The organism is Tsukamurella sp. II2bb, from assembly GCF_057815145.1.
Genome location: NZ_JBYPZI010000011.1, coordinates 40538 through 58845, shown reverse-complemented (window position 1 = coordinate 58845; position 18308 = coordinate 40538). Strand labels below are relative to the sequence as shown.

The window sequence follows — 18308 nt, the reverse complement described above, 5'->3', positions numbered from 1 at the left end:
GAGCGACGTCAACACTAGAGCGACATGTAAGCGGTGTCAACACTGAGGTAGATTGATCCCCATGAGCACCACGTACCACCACGGCGACCTGCCGGGCACCCTGGTCAACGCCGCGGTCGAGATCCTCGACGAGGAGGGCGGCGCCAACGACCTGTCGCTGCGCGCAGTGGCCCGGCGGGCGGGCGTCTCGACCGCTGCGCCCTATCGCCACTTCCCCGACCGCGGCGCGCTGATCTCAGCCGTCGCGGCGGTCGGCTACCGCGAACTCGCCGTCGCACTGAACGACGCCTGCCCGGCACCGTCAGGCCCGGACGACCTGGCCGATATCGCGGTCGCCTACGTGGACTTCGCGCTGCAGCGCACGGGACTGTTCCGGGCGATGTTCGCCGAGCCCTGCGGCACCGATCCGGACCGGGTCGAGGCCGTCGAGATGATCAAGGCCTACCTCACGGGCCTGATCAGCCAGACGCTGCCGGGAGCAGCCGGCGAGGACACCGCCACCGCCGTGTGGGCGCTGGTCCACGGCCTCGCCTTCCTGCACCTGGACGGCAAGCTCGACGCCTCCTCGCCGGAGGAGGTGCACTGCCGCGTCCGCGCCACGGCGAACGCCGCGCTGCACATCGCCTGAGCCCGCAGCGGTTCAGCGACCCGCGAACTCGGCAAGACCGTCGCCGGAGAGTTCGGCCAGGTACGCGGACCGGCCCGTCAGGGCCATGACCAGCGCCAGCGTGGTTCCCGCGACCTCGGGCCCGGAGCCCGCGGTGAAGTCACCGTCGGTCGCGCGGAGCCGCAGCCCGCGGGCCCGCGACGCGGACGGCACCATCATGTCCGACCCGGCGTAGAAGCGCGCGAGCGGCGTGAGCGCCTCGATCGGATACGCGCGCCGCAGGCCCGACGGCCGGCGGATGTCCTCCGCGTGGACCACGCTCTCGCCGAGCATCGCCACGACGGGGATCGGCGCCTTGGTCCTGCTGGTCCGCACCGCGCGGAACCGCCGCAGGGTGTCGGCCGAGTCCTCGCCGAGGCGTTCGGCCAGGCGCTGTGCGACATTGGCGTCGAAGTCGAACCGGTTGCGCAGCACCCCCGCGAACCAGACGAGGGGGTTGTCGGAGGCGCCGGCGGTCATGTGCGCGAGCACCTCGCGGACCGTCAGTCCCACGCACAGCGACTCGGTTCGCCACTGCTCCTCGGTGAAGTCCGTCAGGTCGTCGGCGAGCGCCGCCCGTTCGGCGAAGGTCAGGTCCCAGAGGCGCGCGACCATGTCGGGTCCGTCAGAGGCCGAGCAGCTGCCCGACGGTGCTGTAGTTGAGGATCGAGTCGACCGAGAGCGCGCAGAACAGCAGCGCCAGGTAGTTGTTCGACTGCAGGAAGACCTTGAGCGGCTTGATCTCCTGACCCGCCTTGGTCTGCGTGTAGAGCTTGTGCACGGCGTAGAGGAACCAGCCGCCGCACAGCGCCGCGGCGACCGCGTAGACCAGGCCCGCGGCCGGGATCAGCACGAGCGTGGTGATGACGGTGGCCCACGTGTACCAGACCATCTGGCGCGCGACGACGGTCTCCGGCGCCACGACGGGCAGCATCGGCACGCCTGCAGCCTTGTAGTCCTCCCGGTAGCGCATGGCCAGCGCCCAGGTGTGGGGCGGCGTCCAGAAGAAGATCACCAGGAACAGCACGATCGCCGGCCACCCGATGGTGTTGGTGGCGGCCGCCCAGCCCACCAGCGTGGGCATGCAGCCGGCGGCGCCGCCCCAGACCACGTTCTGCGAGGTCCGGCGCTTGAGCAGCATCGTGTAGACGAACAGGTAGAACGCGATGGTGACCAGCACGAGCACGGCCGAGAGCACGTTCGCCATGACGGACAACCAGGCGAACGAGGCGGCCGCGAGCACCAGGCCGAAGATCAGGGCGTGCCGGACCGGCACCGCGTGCCGCGCGAGCGGACGACGCTCGGTGCGCTTCATCTTCTGGTCGATGTCGGCGTCCGCGACCATGTTCAGGGTGTTCGCCGACGCGGCGCCCAGCCAGCCGCCGAACAGCGTCGAGAGGATGAGCGGGAGGTTCACGTGGCCGCGGTCCGCGAGCAGCATCACCGGGATGGTGGCCACGAGCAGCAGTTCGATGACCTTCGGCTTGGTCAGGGCGATGTACGCCAGCACGGTCTGCCCCGCGCGGCCGGCGAAGGAGGTGGGCGCCGACACGGCCGTCGAGCGAGCGTCTGGGGTGTTCGTCCCGTGCCCGCCCTTGAAAACCATGTGTGCCGCACTCTCTTCTTCACACGTCCAGGCGCCGCCCGGACTCGTTTCCTCCCCAGCCGGGGCTGACCGACCGCGGGCGGAGGGGCGACTGCCCCGCCGCGGATCCGCGACCGGCGCAGACCCCATCTACTACGTGCCATGGTAGTCCTCCGGTCGCGCGTCGCCGAATCGGGTTCGCCCACGCGAATCACGGTCACGCCCGGGCCGCGCCCCTGAGCGGTGGTTTCCGCAGATGGCACAACAGCGCCGAGTAGGGTTGAGTCGAGCACGCACGCCCCCACGACCAGGAGAGCCCGCCCGCCGTGACCAGCACCGCCGAGATCCACGCACTCACCACGCCGCACCACCCCGCCGACTGGACCGATCTCGACACGCGCGCGGTCGACACGGCCCGGGTCCTGGCCGCCGATGCGGTCCAGAAGGTCGGCAACGGCCACCCCGGCACCGCCATGAGCCTGGCGCCCCTGGCATACACCCTGTTCCAGAAGATCATGGTCCACGACCCGTCGGACACCGACTGGATCGGCCGCGACCGGTTCGTGCTCTCCTGCGGCCACTCCTCCCTCACCCTGTACCTGCAGCTGTACCTGGGCGGCTTCGGCCTCGAGCTCGCGGACATCGAGGCGCTGCGCACCGAGGGTTCACTGACCCCCGGCCACCCCGAGTACCGCCACACCCGCGGCGTGGAGATCACCACCGGCCCGCTCGGCCAGGGCCTGGCCTCCGCCGTCGGCATGGCGATGGCCTCCCGCTACGAGCGCGGCCTGTTCGATCCGCAGACCGCCCAGGGCCAGAGCCCGTTCGACCACTTCATCTACGTCATCGCCTCCGACGGCGACATCGAGGAGGGCGTCACCTCCGAGGCCTCGTCCCTGGCCGGCACCCAGCAGCTGGGCAACCTGATCGTCTTCTACGACGACAATAAGATCTCCATCGAGCACAACACCGACATCGCCCTCTCCGAGGACGTCGCGAAGCGGTACGAGGCCTACGGCTGGCACGTCCAGTACGTCGAGGGCGGCGAGAACGTCACCGCCATCGAGGAGGCCACGGCCGCGGCGAAGGCCGTCACCGACAAGCCGTCGATCATCATCGTGCGCACGATCATCGGCTTCCCCGCCCCGACCAAGATGAACACCGGCGGCGTGCACGGCTCCGCGCTCGGCACCGACGAGGTCGCCGCCGTCAAGCAGATCCTCGGCTTCGACCCGGAGAAGAACTTCGACGTCGCACCCGAGGTCATCGCCCACTCGCGCGAGCTGATCAAGCGCGGCAAGGCCGAGCACGAGGCGTGGGACGTCAGGTTCGACGCCTGGGCCGCCGCCAACCCCGAGCGCAAGGCCCTCCTGGACCGCCTCGAGGCCGGCACCCTGCCCGAGGGCTGGGACGCCGACCTGCCCACCTGGAGCGCCGAGGACAAGCCGCTCGCGACCCGCGCCGCGTCCGGCGCCTTCCTCGCGGCCGCCGGGCAGACCCTGCCCGAACTGTGGGGCGGCTCCGCCGACCTCGCCGGCTCGAACAACACCACCATCAAGGGCGCCGACTCCTTCGGCCCGACGTCGATCTCCACCGACGACTGGAACGCCCAGCCCTACGGCCGCACCCTGCACTTCGGCATCCGCGAGCACGCCATGGGCTCGATCCTCAACGGCATCGTCCTGCACGGCCCGACCCGCCCCTACGGCGGCACCTTCCTCCAGTTCGCCGACTACATGCGTCCCGCCGTCCGCCTCGCCGCGCTGATGGACATCGACCCCATCTACGTCTGGACCCACGACTCCGTCGGCCTCGGCGAAGACGGCCCCACCCACCAGCCGGTCGAGCACCTGGCCGCGCTCCGCGCCATCCCCGGCCTGAACGTCGTCCGGCCCGCCGACGCCAACGAGACCGTCGCCGCCTGGAAGGCGACCCTCGAGCGCACCGGCGGCAACGGCCCCACCGGTCTGATCCTCAGCCGCCAGGGCCTGCCGATCCTGGCCGGAACGTCCGCCGAGGGCGTCGCGCGGGGCGGTTACGTCCTCCAGGACGCCGACGGTGCCGCACCCGACGTCATCCTCATCGGCACCGGTTCCGAGGTGCAGTACGCGGTCGAGGCCGCCGCACTCCTGGCCGGCAAGGGGATCAAGGCCCGCGTCGTCTCGATGCCCTGCGTCGAGTGGTTCCACGCCCAGGACCAGGCCTACCAGGACAGCGTGCTGCCGCCCGCCGTCAAGGCCCGCGTCGCCGTCGAAGCCGGCATCGCGCAGTCGTGGTGGCGCATCGTCGGCGGCTTCGGCGAGGTCGTCTCGCTCGAGCACTTCGGCGAGTCCGCCTCCGACAAGGTCCTGTTCACCAAGTACGGATTCACCGGCGAGAACGTGGCCCAGAAGGCCGAACAGTCCCTCGCCAACCTGAAGGGATAACCCACACCATGGCTCAGAACCCGAATCTCGCCGCCCTCTACGAGGCAGGCGTCTCCGTCTGGCTCGACGACCTGTCGCGGAGCCTCATCGCCTCCGGCGACCTGAAGACGCTGACCGAGACGGACTCCGTCACGGGCGTCACCACCAACCCCGCGATCTTCCAGGCCGCGCTCTCCAAGGGCACCGACTACGACGGTCAGGTCGCCGAGCTCGCCGCCCGCGGCGCCGACGTGGACGAGACGATCCGCACCGTCACCACCGACGACGTCCGCAACGCCTGCGACGTCCTCGCGCCGATCTTCGAGAAGACCGGTGGCCTGGACGGCCGCGTCTCGATCGAGGTCGATCCGCGCCTCGCCCACGACACCGATGGCACCGTCGCCCAGGCGATCGAGCTCCACCGCATCGTGGACCGGCCGAACGTCCTGATCAAGATCCCCGCCACGCTGGCCGGCCTGCCCGCGATCACTCGCGTCATCGCCGAGGGCATCTCCGTCAATGTCACGCTGATCTTCTCCGTCGAGCGGCACCGCCAGGTGATGGCCGCCTACCTCGACGGCATCGAGCAGGCGGCCGCGGCCGGCAAGAACGTCGCCGACATCTACTCGGTCGCCTCCTTCTTCGTCTCCCGCGTCGACACCGAGATCGACAAGCGGCTCGAAGCGATCGGCACCGACGCGGCGCTCGCCCTGCGCGGCAAGGCCGGCCTCGCCAACGCGCGCCTCGCCTACGCCGCCTACGAAGAGGTCTTCGGCGGCGCCCGCTTCGCCGCGATCGAGGGCGCCAACGTCCAGCGTCCGCTCTGGGCGTCGACCGGCGTCAAGAACCCGGAGTACCCGGACACGCTGTACGTCGCCGGCCTCATCGCACCGAACACCGTCAACACCATGCCCGGCGCCACGATGACCGCCTTCGCCGACCACGGCGAGGTCACCGACGGCACGATCCTCGGCCGCGCCGAGGAGTCCGCGCAGGTCTTCAGCGACCTCGAGGGCGCCGGCGTCGACCTCGCCGAGGTCTTCGAGGTGCTCGAGACCGAGGGCGTGGAGAAGTTCGAGGAGGCCTGGCAGAAGCTGCTCGACGCGACCGCCGCGCAGCTCAAGGACAAGGCCTCCTAACCGGTGCCCCGGACGAAGCACCCCGCGACCACGCGCCGATACCGGTCGGGCGGGATCCGATGATGCCCGGCAATCCCCTTCGTGACCCGAAGGACCGTCGGCTGCCGAGGATCGCGGGGCCCTCGTCCCTGGTGATCTTCGGCGTCACCGGCGACCTCTCCCGGCGCAAGCTCATGCCCGCGGTGTACGACCTGGCCAACCGCGGCCTGCTTCCGCCGGGCTTCTCCCTGGTGGGCTTCGGCCGCCGCCCGTGGACCGACGAGGACTTCGCGGCGACGGTCCGGGAGGCGGCGAAGGCGCACTCGCGCACCGAGTTCCGCGAGGACGTCTGGGAGCGCCTCGCCGAGGGCATCCGGTTCGTCCAGGGCGAGTTCGACGACGACGACGCCTTCGATCGCCTCTCGGCGACGTTGGCGGACCTCGACGCCGAGCGCGGCACGGGCGGTAACACCGCCTTCTACCTGTCGATCCCGCCCGGCGCCTTCCCCACGGTGTGCGAGCAGCTCAAGCGCTCCGGCCTCGCGGATCAATCGCACGGCTGGCGGCGGGTGGTCATCGAGAAGCCCTTCGGGCACGACCTGGAGTCGGCGCAGCAGCTCAACGCCGTGGTCAACGACGTCTTCCCCGAGCAGTCGGTCTTCCGGATCGACCACTACCTCGGCAAGGAGACGGTGCAGAACATCCTCGCGCTGCGCTTCGCGAATCAGCTCTTCGAGCCGACGTGGAACAGCCACTACGTGGACAGCGTGCAGATCACGATGGCGGAGGACATCGGCCTGGGCGGCCGCGCCGGGTACTACGACGGCATCGGCGCGGCCCGCGACGTCATCCAGAACCACCTGCTCCAGCTCATGGCGCTCGTCGCGATGGAGGAGCCGACCAGCTTCCACCCGGCGGAGCTGCAGGCGGAGAAGATCAAGGTCCTCTCGGCCGCCTCTCCCGTCGAGCCGCTGTCGGAGACCTCCGCCCGAGGCCAGTACGGTCCCGGCTGGCAGGGCAGCGAAAAGGTCGTCGGCCTGCTCCAGGAGGAGGGGTTCAGCACGACCTCCACCACGGAGACCTTCGCCGCGATCACCGTCGAGATCGCCTCCCGGCGGTGGGCGGGGGTGCCCTTCTACCTGCGCACGGGCAAGCGGCTCGGGCGCCGGGTCACCGAGATCGCGCTGATCTTCAAGCGCGCGCCGCACCTGCCCTTCGACGACACCATGACCGCCGAGCTGGGCCAGAACGCGCTCGTCATTCGCGTGCAGCCCGACGAGGGCGTGACGCTCCGGTTCGGTTCCAAGGTGCCGGGCAGCTCGATGGAGGTCCGCGACGTCAACATGGATTTCAGCTACGGCGAGGCCTTCACGGTGAGTTCCCCCGAGGCCTACGAGCGGTTGATCCTCGACGTGCTGCTCGGCGAGCCCTCGCTGTTCCCCGTGAACGCCGAGGTCGAGCTCTCGTGGAAGATCCTCGACCCGGTCCTCGAGATGTGGGCGCAGAGCGGTAGGCCCGAGGAGTACGAGTCCGGGTCCTGGGGCCCGGCATCGGCCGACGAGATGCTGGCCCGGACCGGAAGGACGTGGCGCCGCCCATGATTCTCGATCTGCCGGACACGTCCACGCAGGACGTCTCGAAGCAACTCGTGCGCCTGCGCGAGTCGGGAGGCGCGGTCACGCTGGGCCGCGTCCTGACGCTCATCATCTCCGCCGAGGAGGGCGAGCCCACCGAGAGCGCGATCGAGGCGACCAACGCCGCGTCGCGCGAGCACCCGTGCCGCGTCATCGTGGTGGCCCGCGGCCCCCGCGCGGAGCGGACCCGCCTCGACGCCCAGATCCGCGTGGGCGGCGACGCGGGCGCGTCCGAGGTGGTGGTGCTGCGCCTGTTCGGCGAGCTGGCCGACCACAGCGCCTCCGTGGTCGTGCCCTTCCTGCTCCCGGACACCCCCGTCGTCGCGTGGTGGCCCGGCGTGGCCCCCGCGGTGCCGTCCGCCGACCGGATGGGCCGCCTCGCGAGCCGGCGCATCACCGACGCGACCGCCTCCGCCGACTCGGTCGCCGTGCTGGCGCAACGCCGCGACGGCTTCGCGCCGGGCGATTCGGACCTGGCCTGGTCGCGGATCACGCCGTGGCGTGCGCTCCTGGCGTCCGCGCTCGACCAGCCGCCGTTCGAGCCGATCACCTCGGCGGTCGTCACGGGACCGTCGAACAGCCCCGGCGTCGACCTGCTCGCGGGCTGGTTGCGGGCGCGGCTCGACGTGCCCGTGCAGCGCCGGGCGGGCAGCTTCGAGGTGCAGCTCGACCGCGCGAGCGGGCCGCTGCGCCTGGAGTTCGACCAGAACTCGACCGCCGTCCTCGTGCGGCCGGGTCAGCCCGACGGCCGCGTCGTGATCCGCCGGCGGGACGTGGCCGACTGCCTGGCGGAGGAACTGCGCCGGCTCGACGATGACGACATCTACTTCACGGCGTTGGACGGCGTGTCCGACGTGGACCGATCGGAGATGCCCTGATGACCACACCGAAGGCCACCGTCCGCACGTTCGACGACGCCGCCGCCCTGGTCGCGGCGGCGGCCGACGACCTGGTCGGGGTGATCGCGCAGGCGCAGGCCGACCGCGGCTTCGCCTCGATCGTGCTGACCGGCGGCACGAACGGTAATGCGCTCTCGGCGGCGTTGCGGGACAAGGAGATCGACTGGTCAAGGGTCGACGTCTTCTTCGGCGACGAGCGTTTCGTCGCGGGCGACGATCCCGACCGCAACGTGCTCCAGGCCGAGGACGCGCTGCTGGCGCACGTCCCGGTTCCCGACGCGAACGTCTACCGCTTCCCCGCCGCCGACGAGTTCAACGGCGACGGCGAGCTCGCGGCGCGGGTGTACGCGAAGCGCCTGGCGGACAACGCCGCCGCCCGCGGCAACGCGGTGCCGGTGGGCACGGGCACCGTCCCGCGGTTCGACGTGCACCTGCTCGGCATGGGCGGCGAGGGGCACATCAACTCGCTGTTCCCGCACACCGATGCGGTCCGCGAACAGGACGCGACGGTGGTCGCGGTGGAGGGCTCCCCCAAGCCGCCTCCGCGGCGATTGACGCTGACGCTGCCCGCTGTCGGAGCGGCCCGCCGAGTCTGGTTCCTCGTCTCGGGCGAGGACAAGTCGGAGGCCGTCGCCGCCGGAGTCGGCGGCGCCTCGCCGGAGGACTGGCCCTGCGCCGGCGCGCACGGCTCGGAGGAGACGGTCTGGTACCTCGACGGTGCCGCCGCCTCCCAGCTCGACTAGGACTGTTCCAGCACGATCGTCGGGACGCCCAGCGCGGGATCCTTGATCGTCGCGACGCGGGTGCCCGGCTTGGCGCCGCGGCGCACCTCGCTGACGGTGACGCCCTCGTCGGTCAGGCGGGCGCGCGTCGCGTCGGCGTCGACGGTGCGCCACGCGAGGCCCCACAGGCCGTCCGGCCCGGCGGGATCGACTCCCTCGCCCTCCTGCAGGACGACCTCCACGAGCAGGTCACCGCGGCGGAGGAAGAGCTGATGCACTCCCCAGGACTGGACGCGGTCCAAGCGGAGGTCGAAGTCGAGCCGGCCGCAGAGCGTGGCGATGATCCGGTCGCGGTTCGGCGAGCTGAGGACCACGTGGTCCACACCGGTGATCTCCGCGCCCGGGCCGCTCGCGGGCACCGTCGGGCCGGCGAGGCCGAGCGCGAGTCCGTCGGCCGCACCGGCGAATCCGGCCTCGACCTCGACGACCGGCAGTCCGCGCCGGTCCACGAGCTTCGCCGCCGCCGCGGGTGCGTCCGTCGCGACGAGCAGGCCCGGCCCGCTCGCCCACGACGGTGCGCCGACGGCCACGTCGATCCCGCCCGCCGAGAAGCGGTCCGCCGGATCCGCGCCGAGCAGCCTGGCGTGGGCCGCCCGGGCCTGCTCCGGCACATCGAGGATGATCAGGTCACGTGCTTGCGGAGTGCTCACTCCGCCATCCTGCCCTACCGGATCAGCCGGGATCGGTGCCGGACCACGTCTTCCACGCATCCCCCATCGACTTCGCGACCGCGGTACCCACGGCCTTCGCGGCCTCGACGCCGGAGGGCGTCGACGGTGCCGCACCCGCCCATCGCGCGACGAGCTCACTCGAGGCGCGCGCCGTCGCACTGCCGGAACTCGCGGCATCGGTGGCCCGCACCACCGCGCCGTCCACCCGGACAGCGGCCCTGCGCAGCGCGTCCACCGCCTTCCCCAGCGCACCGAGCCGGCTCGTGAAGCTCTCCAACTTCGCGGCGAGCCTGCGCAGTACCCCGGTGAACCTCTGTCCGAGCACGGCTCCGCGGAGGATCGCGCTGTTGATGAACGTCGCGACGGAGCCGCCCGAGGTGGGCACCGAGGCCGCCGATGCGATCGCGGCTCCCGCCGTCAGCCACCCGAGGAAGGTCGAGAGTTCATCGCGGATGTAGTTGCGCACCTCGACGACGAGCGTGCCCGCGCCCGCCAGCCCCGCTGCGGCCGCGCGGGCCGCCGTGCCGAGTGCCTCGCTGTGGCCGGCCAGCTCCGTGGTCGCTGATCGGTAGGCCTCCGCTGCCTCGCCCGACCAACCGCTCCGGGTGGCCGCGGCGGCGTCGGACACCGATTGGGCGACGGTCGCCAGGGGCGTGGCGACCTCGTCCGTCCAGGTGTCGGTGACGGCCTCGATCGCGTCCGGATCCCCCGACACCGCGTCCAGCGCGGTCCGGAGGACCGGGTTGTGCTCGATCACCCATCCGAAGCCCGCGGCGACGATCGATCCGAGCGGGTCCGAGACCACGTCCTTGACCGATCCCACCAGCCCGACCGCCGCCCCCGCGCTGCCGAGACTGAGAAGCCCGTCATCGGACAGGGCGCTCGCCGCATCGCGTACCGCCTCGGCGAGCGGGACACCGTCGACCAGACCGGTCATCGCGGAATCCCGGCCGCGCCGGCCTCATCCGCGTCCCGGAGAACCGTGACCGTGCGCTCGAAATCCGCTCGGTGCGTGGCCAGTTCGGCGCTGTGTTCCGTGATGGCACGCTCCGCCTTCTCTAGGTAGACGTTCACCAGCGCCATGATCGGCGTGAACATCGCCCCGAAATCCATCGAACCGACCCGCGCCGCGCCGGCCGCCCCGGCGCCATCCACTGTCGCGCCGATGTCGGCGAGCGCTCGCGCGTGGGCGGCGGCGACCTCCGCCGTCAGCTCGACGTCGGCCATGATCCCTCCGTGTACGCGCTCCAGATTTCGTGGTCCGGATAGAACCCGGTGGCGATCGAGTGGACCTCCCTGGCCGCAGCCTGCTCGGCCAGGGAGGCCGCCGTCATGATCTCCGCGCTCAGAGCCTCCCCCGAGAGCTCCACTGCGCGTCCTGCGATCACCACCCCCGTGAGACGTCCTCCCATTCCGACGGTGACCCGCACATCCCCCCGTGCGGCCGCCCCGGTGCCGGAAACCCCGGCCAATCGCTCACGGACCTCGTGTGCCTGGTCGATCGTCTTCTCCGCCTCGGCGGCGTCCGACCAGAACTGCGGCGTCGTCTCCAACTCGTTCCCCCGATCTCGTTGGCTTTTTCCTCCGCATCAATTAGACGCACCGGCTCAGCGATCGGTTCCCACTTTCTTTTCCCGCAGATCAGGCGCCCAGCGAGGTCGGAATCGGCGCTCCGCGCTACGCCTGGCCGGACCGTCGGTATGCGGTGGGGGTCATGCCGAACCACCGCCGGCAGGACCGGGTGAGCACACTCTGCTCCGCGTATCCGACCTGCCGGCACACGAGGTCGATCCCCAGGTCCGTGTCGAGCAGCAACCGCTGCGCGGTGGTCCGGCGCACCTCGTCGACAAGGCCCGTGAACGTCGCCCCCTCGGCCGCGAGACGGCGCTGCAAGGTCTTGGGGTGCATGCCGATGTAGCCGGCGACATCCGAGATCCCCACGGCCCCGGTGGGCAGGAGCATCCGCAGCAGGCTCAGCACGATGTGCGTGGTACTGGTGGCATTCGCCCCCACCGATCCGTGCAGGTAGTCCATCGCTGTCTGGTGGGCGACCGGATCGGTGGGGAGCTTGCGCTCCAGATCCCCGGTGCGCACCCGGACGCCGAGGAAGGGTTCGCAGAACCGGGTGGGACCGGCGTAGTAGCGGTCGTACTCGTCGGCGGGCCCGATCGGTGCATGCGGCACGTGCACGGAGACCGGACGGTAGTTCCTGCCGAAGAAGGACCTCAGCACGTTGACGGTGACCCCGAGAGCCAGTTCGTCGGCCTGCACCTGGGGCGGAGCGGGGTCGAGGACGAAGGCGTATTCGAACCGGTGCAGGGCCGGATCCAGGTCCGGCACCATGCGCGCACTGATCGACGGGCTGTACGACACCATGAACCGGTCGAAGATGTCGAAGGCGTGGCCCACCGACGGCGCGCTGCGGGCGGCGAGGCCGACCGCGCCGAGGATATCGATGGACTGCCGGGAGGCGAGGCGCCTGCCGAAGTCGGGTACGCCGAGGGCACCCGCGGCGTCCTCCAACAGCTGGATGCCGCTGCGGAGCGGGATGTAGCGGTCGTGCTGCCCGAGATCCTCGACGTCGATCCCGACGTTCCGGACCAGTGATCGACTGTCACCGCCCAGTTCGGACACGAGCTCGTGGAACCCGCTCATCGCGGTGCCCCGGATCACCGACATGTCCCATACTGTCGAAAATCTGTCCGGAAAAGTCAAGAACCGATCCGCCCCGACGGTGCAGCAGCGCACCGGCCCGCAAGACGGTTCCGGTTCTCCATCGCGCCTCTACAGCGCTCTATCGCGATCCGGCCCTCCGGTAGACCGGCGGTACGCGGTGGGGGTCATGCCGAACCACCGCCGGCAGGACCGGGTGAGCACACTCTGCTCCGCGTATCCGACCTGCCGGCACACGAGGTCGATTCCCAGGTCCGTGTCGAGCAGCAACCGCTGCGCGGTGGTCCGGCGCACCTCGTCGACCAGGCCGGCGAAGGTGACACCCTCGGCGGTGAGCCTGCGCTGCAGGGTCTTTGCGTGCACACCGATGTAGCCGGCGACATCCGAGATCCCCACGGCCCCGGTGGGCAGCAACATGCGCAGCAGCGTCAGCACCGTGTGCGTGGTGGTCACCGGAGCCTCGGCGGCGGAGGCGGTGAGGTACTCCACGGCGATGCGGTGCGCCAGGGGGTCGACCGGGAGTGTGCGCTCCAGATCGACGGTGCGGACCGTGATCGCAGCCACCGGCTCGGAGAACGACGTCGGACCCCCGAAATACCGGCGGTAGTCGTCGACGGGCCCGTTCGGGAGGTGCGGCATGTGCACCGACACCGGGCGATAGTTCTGCCCCAGGAAGAGCCGGAGCACGCCGATCGACACGCCGAGGGACAGCTCGATCGCCTGGGATTGCGGCGGCGGGTCGGGCATCGTGTACTGGAACTCGAACCTGTGCAGCGCGGGGTCCACCGTCGGGTTCATCTCGGCACTGATCACCGGGCTGTAGGCGGACATGAAGCGCCTGATCACGGTGAACGCCTCGCCGACGGACTGCGCGCTACGCGCGGCCAGCCCCACCGCGCCGAGGATGTCGATGGACTGCCGGGTCGCCAGTCGGCGCCCCAGGTCGGGAGTGTCCAGAACGGCGGCGGTCTCCTCGAGCAGCGCGATGCCGTTGCGGAGGGGAATGTACCGCTCGTGCTGCCCGAAGTCGTCGACATCGAGACCGGCGGCGGCCGCGAGTGCCCGTGGGGCGCCACCGATCTCGGACACGAGCTCGGAGAATCCGCTCAAGGCGGTACCCCGGATCACTGACATGTCTCATACTGTCGAAAATCTGTCCTGGAATGTCAAGACTCCGCAGGTGGCGGTGGCACAGAATTGTTGTGTCGAGAGCCCCGGACGCACTTCTGGAGAACTAGGAAGATGCGCCCGGGCTCTCGCGTCTCAGCCGCATTAACCGTACCCCGGTTGCGGTATCGCGACGACGTCATTTCTTTCGTTCGGGTGACTTCATACGCTTGGGGACAAGACCTTCCGGACAGCTGCTACTGTCTGCATGCCGATGGCACCGGGACGGAGCGGAGTCTCCCGTCCGGGAACCAGTGGGGTGTTGAAGAAATCGATGCTCGAAGGAGATTCATGCTGACCGCCAATGATGCGCGCGCGATCGCGAAGGACGCCTACGTCTACGGCTTCCCGATGGTGGATTCCTACCGGATTCAACACGCCTACTTCGTCGATTCCACCAATCCCGAGTACAAGGGCGCGTGGAACACGGTGCACGGCGCGGCACGAGTCTTCACCTCCGACGACACGGTGATCCAGACCCCGAACTCCGATACTCCCTACGCGATGCTGGGTGCGGACCTGCGGGCGGAACCGCTCGTCCTGACGGTGCCGGAGATCGAGGAGGGGCGCTACTACTCCCTCTCCTTCATCGACGCGTACACCTTCGACTACGACTTCGTGGGCAGCCGTACCACCGGCAACGGCGGCGGCGACTACCTGCTCGTCGGCCCCGGCTGGAACGGCGAGGTACCGGAGGGCATCGCCGGCGTGATCCGGTCTGCCACCGATTTCAGCCTGGTGATCTACCGGACGCAGCTCTTCGATCCGGCGGACCTGGAGAACGTCAAGGCCATCCAGGCGAAGTACACGGCGCAGCCGCTGTCCGCCTTCCTCGGGACCGAGCCCGCGCCCGTCGCGCCCGCCGATTTCGTCACGCCGCTGTCCCCCGACGCGCAGCGCACCTCACTCGAGTTCTTCGACGTGCTCAGCCGCGTGCTCGAGTTCGCCCCCGTCCTCCCCGAGGAGCAGGCGGTACGAGATCGCTTCGCCCAGCTCGGAATCGGCGCCGGACTGGACTTCCAGGCCGGGCTGACCGACGAACTGCGGGCGGCGGTGGCGGCGGGCATGGCCGACGCGTGGGCCGAGCTCGCTGCCTTCAAGGCCTCCGAGGTGGACACCGGCAAGGTGTCGTCGGGGCAGTTGTTCGGGACTCGCGAGCAGTTGGCCGGCAACTACCTCTACCGGATGGCCGCAGCGGTCTTCGGCATCTTCGGGCTGCCGGCCGTCGAGGCGATGTACCCGTTCCTCTCGGTGGACACCACGGGCGCCACGCTGGACGGGGCGAACAAGTACACCGTGCGCCTGGCCGCGGACGCGCTGCCACCCGTGAACGCGTTCTGGTCGATCACGCTGTACAAGCTGCCGGAGAGCCTGCTCGTCGCGAACCCGATCAACCGGTACCTCATCAACTCCCCGATGCTGCCCTCGCTGATCCGGGACGCCGACGGCGGGATCACGCTGTACGTGCAGAACGAGTCGCCGGGCGAGGGCCTGGAGGCCAACTGGCTGCCGGCACCGTCGGGCGCCTTCACGATGATCATGCGACTGTACTGGCCGCAGCAGGCGGCGCTGGACGGCACCTGGCGCGCTCCCGCAGTCAACCGGGCCTGACGAACGCGGAGATGTGGGATCTCATGTGAGATCCCACATCTCGCGCGGCTTCTCGGTATATCGAGCACCGGCTGATGCGTGCTGGATGCGGTTGACGAGATGCTGAGAATTCTGTGAAAATTCGTGCAGTGATTCGCCGGCGAAAGGTGACTCACCCAAGTCGAGAGGGCGGCTTATGGAACTTCGCAGCGGCAGGCCGGTGTTCCGGTGGGGATAGCCGACATCGCGCTCGGCGCGGCACCCATCGCCGGTGGACTGCTGGTGGGGAGCGTCGCGGGCGGCCTCAAGCCGCCGGACTACCGCGCGGCGATCAAAGCCGACCTGGACATCCTCGACCGGCTCCCGGACGATGACACCGAGCTGCGGGACTCCCTCTACCGCAGCATCTCGATGCGAGTGAACTCGCTCGTCGCCGGCGTCGATCGGAGCATCGCGCTCAAGCAGGCGGCTGCGGCGTACCAAGGGCACTGGCGCGACGCCGTCTCCTTTCTCTGCGCAGTGCTGTTCACCGTGGTGTGGTGGCACGTCGACCACCACCGGTCGAACTGGAAGCCGATGTTCGCGCTGATGATCGTGGCCTGCATCGTCACCGCGGTCTACGCCGTGCGGGGCATCATGGCCGGCATCCGTAACCGGCGCGGAGCACGGGCGTCGGTGCGGCCGACTGGGCCGTCCGACGATGCCGGTGGCCCCTCCCGTGGTCCAGGCGCCCCCGCGGGTGACCGCGCGGACTGGCGCGCCGGCGGGATCGGCCCGACCCCGGGACCCCACCCGGACCCGCGCGGCGGGTCCATCGCGGGATCCGGCCCCGGGCCGTACCCGGGACTTCCCGGCGGTCCACGCCCGGGGGCCGGTCCCGGCCCGTTCCCGGGACCCGCCGGCGGCCCGCGTCCGGGATCGGGTTCGAGCCAGTTCCCGGACCCCACCACGGGGCCGTTCAGCGCGGCGCGAGAAGGCCAGCACCGCGCCTGATCGGCGCCGGAAGACGACAGCAGACTTCCCCGGCTCGTACGTGGTTCGGGGTGGACCCAAACAACGAAAGGGAACCGAAATGGCTTTCAATCTGAAGGTCGCCCGTCGGGCGATCGCGCCGGTGCTCGGCGCGGGCGCCGTGGCGCTGGCACTCGCCCTGCCGGGCGCCGCATCCGCCGCACCGCTGCCCGCGGGCTGCACCGCCGCGAATCTGGCGGACGTCACCGGCGACGTCGCCAAGAACACCGCGACGTACCTGAACGCACACCCGAACGTCAACGCGTTCTACACCGGGCTGCACAACCAGCCCACCGATGAGGTCAAGACCAAGGTCACGGCGTTCTTCAAGCAGAACCCGCAGACGCTCAAGGATCTCAACAAGATCCGTCAGCCGCTCGTGGACTTCCGCACCAAGTGCAACATCCCCGAGCCGTCCAACCAGTTCCTGGGGCAGTGATCATGACCAACTCCCTTCGTACCTGGGCCGCCGGTGCGCTCGCGGCCGTGGCGATCCCCGCCGGGATCGCCCTGCTGGGCCCCACGGCCTCCGCCAACGCCGTCGTCTGCGCCGCGGGCGTCCGGGTCGCCGGTTGCGCCGGAGTGGCGCACGTCGTCGCCCCGTACGCGCCGCCCCCGGCCTACTACGCGCCGGTGCCGACGGACTACCCGCCGCCGGCCGGCGGCTGCGCCGCCTACCACGGCCCTCGGGTCAGCGTGGGTGGCTGCAACTAGTAGCCCGCACTGACGGCGCGACGGGCGCCCCGCACCACCGCACCCGGTGGGCGGGGCGCCCGTCGCATATCCGACGGTGCCGTGCGCGGCCGCGGTGAGCCTGCGCGGGCGCGCCGGAAACCCGCGCTGACCTGCACATCGACCGACAACCAGTCATGCGTGCTTGTTTTCGTCGAGACGATTCTGATTAAGTGGTGCTCAACAAGCCCGCAGAACCCCTGCAGAAAGGTGGTCACCCCATGGCCGCACGCCGCCGCTCGAGCTGGATGAACGAGGAGCTCGACGCCCTCCGCGACCTCGCGGACAAGTTCCTGGCGAAGGAACTCACGCCCAACATCGAGAAGTTCGCCGAGCAGCACCACGTGGACCGTGACCTGTGGAACAAGGCCGGCGAGCTGGGCCTGCTGTGCCTCTCCATCCCCGAGGAGTACGGCGGCGGTGGCGGCGACTTCCGCCACGAGGCGGTACTGATCGCCGCGCAGGCGCAGGCCTTCGACACCAGCTGGGGCGTCTCGCTGCACAACGGCATCGTCGCGCACTACATCCTCGCCTACGGCACCGAGGACCAGAAGAAGACGTGGCTGCCGAAGATGGCCTCCGGCGAGGCCGTGGGTGCCATCGCGATGACCGAGCCCGGCACCGGATCGGACCTGCAGAACGTCAAGACCCGCGCCATCAAGACCGGCGGCGAGTACGTGATCAACGGCAGCAAGACCTTCATCACCAACGGCCAGCAGGCCGACATCGTCGTACTCGTCTGCAAGACCGACCCCGAGCAGGGCGCCGCCGGCATCTCGCTGATCCTGGTCGAGGCCAACCGCGAGGGCTTCCGCAAGGGCAACATCCTCAACAAGATCGGCCAGAAGGGCCAGGACACGTCCGAGCTGTTCTTCGACGATGTGCACGTGCCCGTCGAGAACCTGCTCGGCACCCAGGAGGGCCTGGGCTTCTACCAGCTCATGCAGCAGCTGCCGCAGGAGCGTCTCATCATCGGCCAGGCCTGCGTCGCCGGCATGGAGGTCATCTTCGAGGAGACCCTGCGCTACACCAAGGAGCGCGAGGCCTTCGGCCGTCCCATCTTCGGCTTCCAGAACACCAAGTTCAAGCTCGCCGAGGCGCTGACGGAGACCACCATCGCGCGCGTCTTCGTGGACGACTGCATCGAGAAGCACGTCAAGGGCGAGCTGGACATCCCCACCGTGGCCATGGCGAAGTGGTGGACCTCGGACCGGGCGCAGCAGGTCGCCTCCGAGTGCCTGCAGCTCTTCGGCGGGTACGGCTACATGGCCGAGTACCCGGCGGCGCGCTTCTGGGTCGACAACCGCGTCCAGATGATCTACGCCGGCACCAACGAGATCATGAAGGAGATCATCGCCCGCACGCTCTGACGCGCAGCGCGAATGCTCCGGCGGC

19 protein-coding genes are annotated in these 18308 nt (G+C 70.1%); 11 read left to right on the top strand and 8 right to left on the bottom strand.

Annotated features, from left to right (window positions below; all coding sequences use genetic code 11):
- Positions 1-61: 61 nt before the first annotated feature.
- Positions 62-628, top strand: coding sequence for a TetR/AcrR family transcriptional regulator (locus AC21LY_RS21010; RefSeq protein ID WP_489048512.1), 567 nt, complete (start codon positions 62-64; stop codon positions 626-628).
- Positions 629-640: 12 nt separating this feature from the next.
- On the opposite strand, the gene AC21LY_RS21005 is transcribed toward AC21LY_RS21010, so the two are convergent.
- Together AC21LY_RS21005 and AC21LY_RS21000 are read right to left on the bottom strand one after the other, a co-directional pair.
- Positions 641-1261: a maleylpyruvate isomerase family mycothiol-dependent enzyme gene (locus AC21LY_RS21005; protein ID WP_489048511.1), complete on the bottom strand. Its 621-nt coding sequence runs from the start codon at positions 1259-1261 to the stop codon at positions 641-643.
- Between the two features lie 10 nt (positions 1262-1271).
- Positions 1272-2252, bottom strand: a complete 981-nt coding sequence (locus AC21LY_RS21000; protein WP_489048510.1) for a heme o synthase — start codon at positions 2250-2252, stop codon at positions 1272-1274.
- Between the two features lie 305 nt (positions 2253-2557).
- Between AC21LY_RS21000 and tkt the strand changes: the two genes are divergently transcribed.
- From tkt to pgl, 5 genes are all read left to right on the top strand, one after another.
- The gene (gene tkt, locus AC21LY_RS20995) at positions 2558-4657 is read left to right on the top strand and encodes a transketolase (RefSeq protein WP_489048509.1); all 2100 of its coding nucleotides are present in this window, start codon (positions 2558-2560) and stop codon (positions 4655-4657) included.
- Between the two features lie 8 nt (positions 4658-4665).
- Positions 4666-5775 (top strand): transaldolase, encoded by a 1110-nt coding sequence (tal, locus tag AC21LY_RS20990; RefSeq protein ID WP_489048508.1) that lies wholly within the window; start codon positions 4666-4668, stop codon positions 5773-5775.
- Between the two features lie 62 nt (positions 5776-5837).
- Positions 5838-7355, top strand: a complete 1518-nt coding sequence (zwf, locus tag AC21LY_RS20985; protein ID WP_489048507.1) for a glucose-6-phosphate dehydrogenase — start codon at positions 5838-5840, stop codon at positions 7353-7355.
- Entirely contained in the window at positions 7352-8266 is a 915-nt protein-coding gene (gene opcA / locus AC21LY_RS20980) for a glucose-6-phosphate dehydrogenase assembly protein OpcA (protein WP_489048506.1), read from the top strand. The genes zwf and opcA overlap by 4 nt, the downstream gene beginning before the upstream one ends.
- A complete protein-coding gene (gene pgl / locus AC21LY_RS20975; RefSeq protein WP_489048505.1) occupies positions 8266-9030 on the top strand; it encodes a 6-phosphogluconolactonase in 765 nt (254 codons plus the stop codon). Before opcA ends, pgl begins: the two co-directional genes overlap by 1 nt.
- Here pgl and AC21LY_RS20970 read toward each other — a convergent pair.
- The 6 genes from AC21LY_RS20970 to AC21LY_RS20945 form a co-directional block, all read right to left on the bottom strand.
- The gene (locus tag AC21LY_RS20970) at positions 9027-9719 is read right to left on the bottom strand and encodes a VOC family protein (RefSeq protein ID WP_489048504.1); all 693 of its coding nucleotides are present in this window, start codon (positions 9717-9719) and stop codon (positions 9027-9029) included. The genes pgl and AC21LY_RS20970 overlap by 4 nt on opposite strands.
- Before the next feature lie 22 nt (positions 9720-9741).
- Complete coding sequence (locus AC21LY_RS20965; RefSeq protein ID WP_489048503.1) at positions 9742-10677, bottom strand: WXG100-like domain-containing protein; 936 nt, start codon at positions 10675-10677, stop codon at positions 9742-9744.
- Positions 10674-10967 (bottom strand): hypothetical protein, encoded by a 294-nt coding sequence (locus AC21LY_RS20960; protein ID WP_489048502.1) that lies wholly within the window; start codon positions 10965-10967, stop codon positions 10674-10676. The genes AC21LY_RS20965 and AC21LY_RS20960 overlap by 4 nt, the downstream gene beginning before the upstream one ends.
- Complete coding sequence (locus tag AC21LY_RS20955; RefSeq protein ID WP_489048501.1) at positions 10949-11293, bottom strand: YbaB/EbfC family nucleoid-associated protein; 345 nt, start codon at positions 11291-11293, stop codon at positions 10949-10951. The genes AC21LY_RS20960 and AC21LY_RS20955 overlap by 19 nt, the downstream gene beginning before the upstream one ends.
- 124 nt (positions 11294-11417) lie before the next feature.
- Positions 11418-12419: an AraC family transcriptional regulator gene (locus tag AC21LY_RS20950; RefSeq protein WP_489048500.1), complete on the bottom strand. Its 1002-nt coding sequence runs from the start codon at positions 12417-12419 to the stop codon at positions 11418-11420.
- A gap of 105 nt (positions 12420-12524) precedes the next feature.
- On the bottom strand, positions 12525-13547 hold the full coding sequence (locus AC21LY_RS20945; protein WP_489048499.1) for an AraC family transcriptional regulator: 1023 nt from the start codon (positions 13545-13547) through the stop codon (positions 12525-12527).
- Between the two features lie 324 nt (positions 13548-13871).
- Here AC21LY_RS20945 and AC21LY_RS20940 point away from each other — a divergent pair, with 324 nt between their 5' ends.
- The 5 genes from AC21LY_RS20940 to AC21LY_RS20920 all read left to right on the top strand — a co-directional run bounded on the left by AC21LY_RS20940 (position 13872) and on the right by AC21LY_RS20920 (position 18283).
- Complete coding sequence (locus AC21LY_RS20940; protein ID WP_489048498.1) at positions 13872-15191, top strand: DUF1254 domain-containing protein; 1320 nt, start codon at positions 13872-13874, stop codon at positions 15189-15191.
- A gap of 207 nt (positions 15192-15398) precedes the next feature.
- Positions 15399-16163, top strand: a complete 765-nt coding sequence (locus AC21LY_RS20935; RefSeq protein WP_489048497.1) for a hypothetical protein — start codon at positions 15399-15401, stop codon at positions 16161-16163.
- Positions 16164-16242: 79 nt separating this feature from the next.
- Complete coding sequence (locus AC21LY_RS20930; RefSeq protein ID WP_489048496.1) at positions 16243-16620, top strand: heme-binding protein; 378 nt, start codon at positions 16243-16245, stop codon at positions 16618-16620.
- A gap of 2 nt (positions 16621-16622) precedes the next feature.
- Complete coding sequence (locus AC21LY_RS20925) at positions 16623-16895, top strand: hypothetical protein (RefSeq protein WP_489048494.1); 273 nt, start codon at positions 16623-16625, stop codon at positions 16893-16895.
- Between the two features lie 239 nt (positions 16896-17134).
- The gene (locus AC21LY_RS20920) at positions 17135-18283 is read left to right on the top strand and encodes an acyl-CoA dehydrogenase family protein (protein ID WP_489048493.1); all 1149 of its coding nucleotides are present in this window, start codon (positions 17135-17137) and stop codon (positions 18281-18283) included.
- The last annotated feature ends 25 nt before the right edge of the window (positions 18284-18308 follow it).

Bases quoted from the DNA above. Each gene is read 5' to 3' on its own strand.
- AC21LY_RS21010 (WP_489048512.1), top strand. From the start codon at position 62: ATGAGCACCACGTACCACCACGGCGACCTGCCGGGCACCCTGGTCAAC.
- AC21LY_RS21005 (WP_489048511.1), bottom strand. From the start codon at position 1,261: ATGGTCGCGCGCCTCTGGGACCTGACCTTCGCCGAACGGGCGGCGCTC.
- AC21LY_RS21000 (WP_489048510.1), bottom strand. From the start codon at position 2,252: ATGGTTTTCAAGGGCGGGCACGGGACGAACACCCCAGACGCTCGCTCG.
- tal (WP_489048508.1), top strand. From the start codon at position 4,666: ATGGCTCAGAACCCGAATCTCGCCGCCCTCTACGAGGCAGGCGTCTCC.
- zwf (WP_489048507.1), top strand. From the start codon at position 5,838: ATGCCCGGCAATCCCCTTCGTGACCCGAAGGACCGTCGGCTGCCGAGG.
- opcA (WP_489048506.1), top strand. From the start codon at position 7,352: ATGATTCTCGATCTGCCGGACACGTCCACGCAGGACGTCTCGAAGCAA.
- pgl (WP_489048505.1), top strand. From the start codon at position 8,266: ATGACCACACCGAAGGCCACCGTCCGCACGTTCGACGACGCCGCCGCC.
- AC21LY_RS20965 (WP_489048503.1), bottom strand. From the start codon at position 10,677: ATGACCGGTCTGGTCGACGGTGTCCCGCTCGCCGAGGCGGTACGCGAT.
- AC21LY_RS20960 (WP_489048502.1), bottom strand. From the start codon at position 10,967: ATGGCCGACGTCGAGCTGACGGCGGAGGTCGCCGCCGCCCACGCGCGA.
- AC21LY_RS20950 (WP_489048500.1), bottom strand. From the start codon at position 12,419: ATGTCGGTGATCCGGGGCACCGCGATGAGCGGGTTCCACGAGCTCGTG.
- AC21LY_RS20945 (WP_489048499.1), bottom strand. From the start codon at position 13,547: ATGTCAGTGATCCGGGGTACCGCCTTGAGCGGATTCTCCGAGCTCGTG.
- AC21LY_RS20940 (WP_489048498.1), top strand. From the start codon at position 13,872: ATGCTGACCGCCAATGATGCGCGCGCGATCGCGAAGGACGCCTACGTC.
- AC21LY_RS20930 (WP_489048496.1), top strand. From the start codon at position 16,243: ATGGCTTTCAATCTGAAGGTCGCCCGTCGGGCGATCGCGCCGGTGCTC.
- AC21LY_RS20925 (WP_489048494.1), top strand. From the start codon at position 16,623: ATGACCAACTCCCTTCGTACCTGGGCCGCCGGTGCGCTCGCGGCCGTG.
- AC21LY_RS20920 (WP_489048493.1), top strand. From the start codon at position 17,135: ATGGCCGCACGCCGCCGCTCGAGCTGGATGAACGAGGAGCTCGACGCC.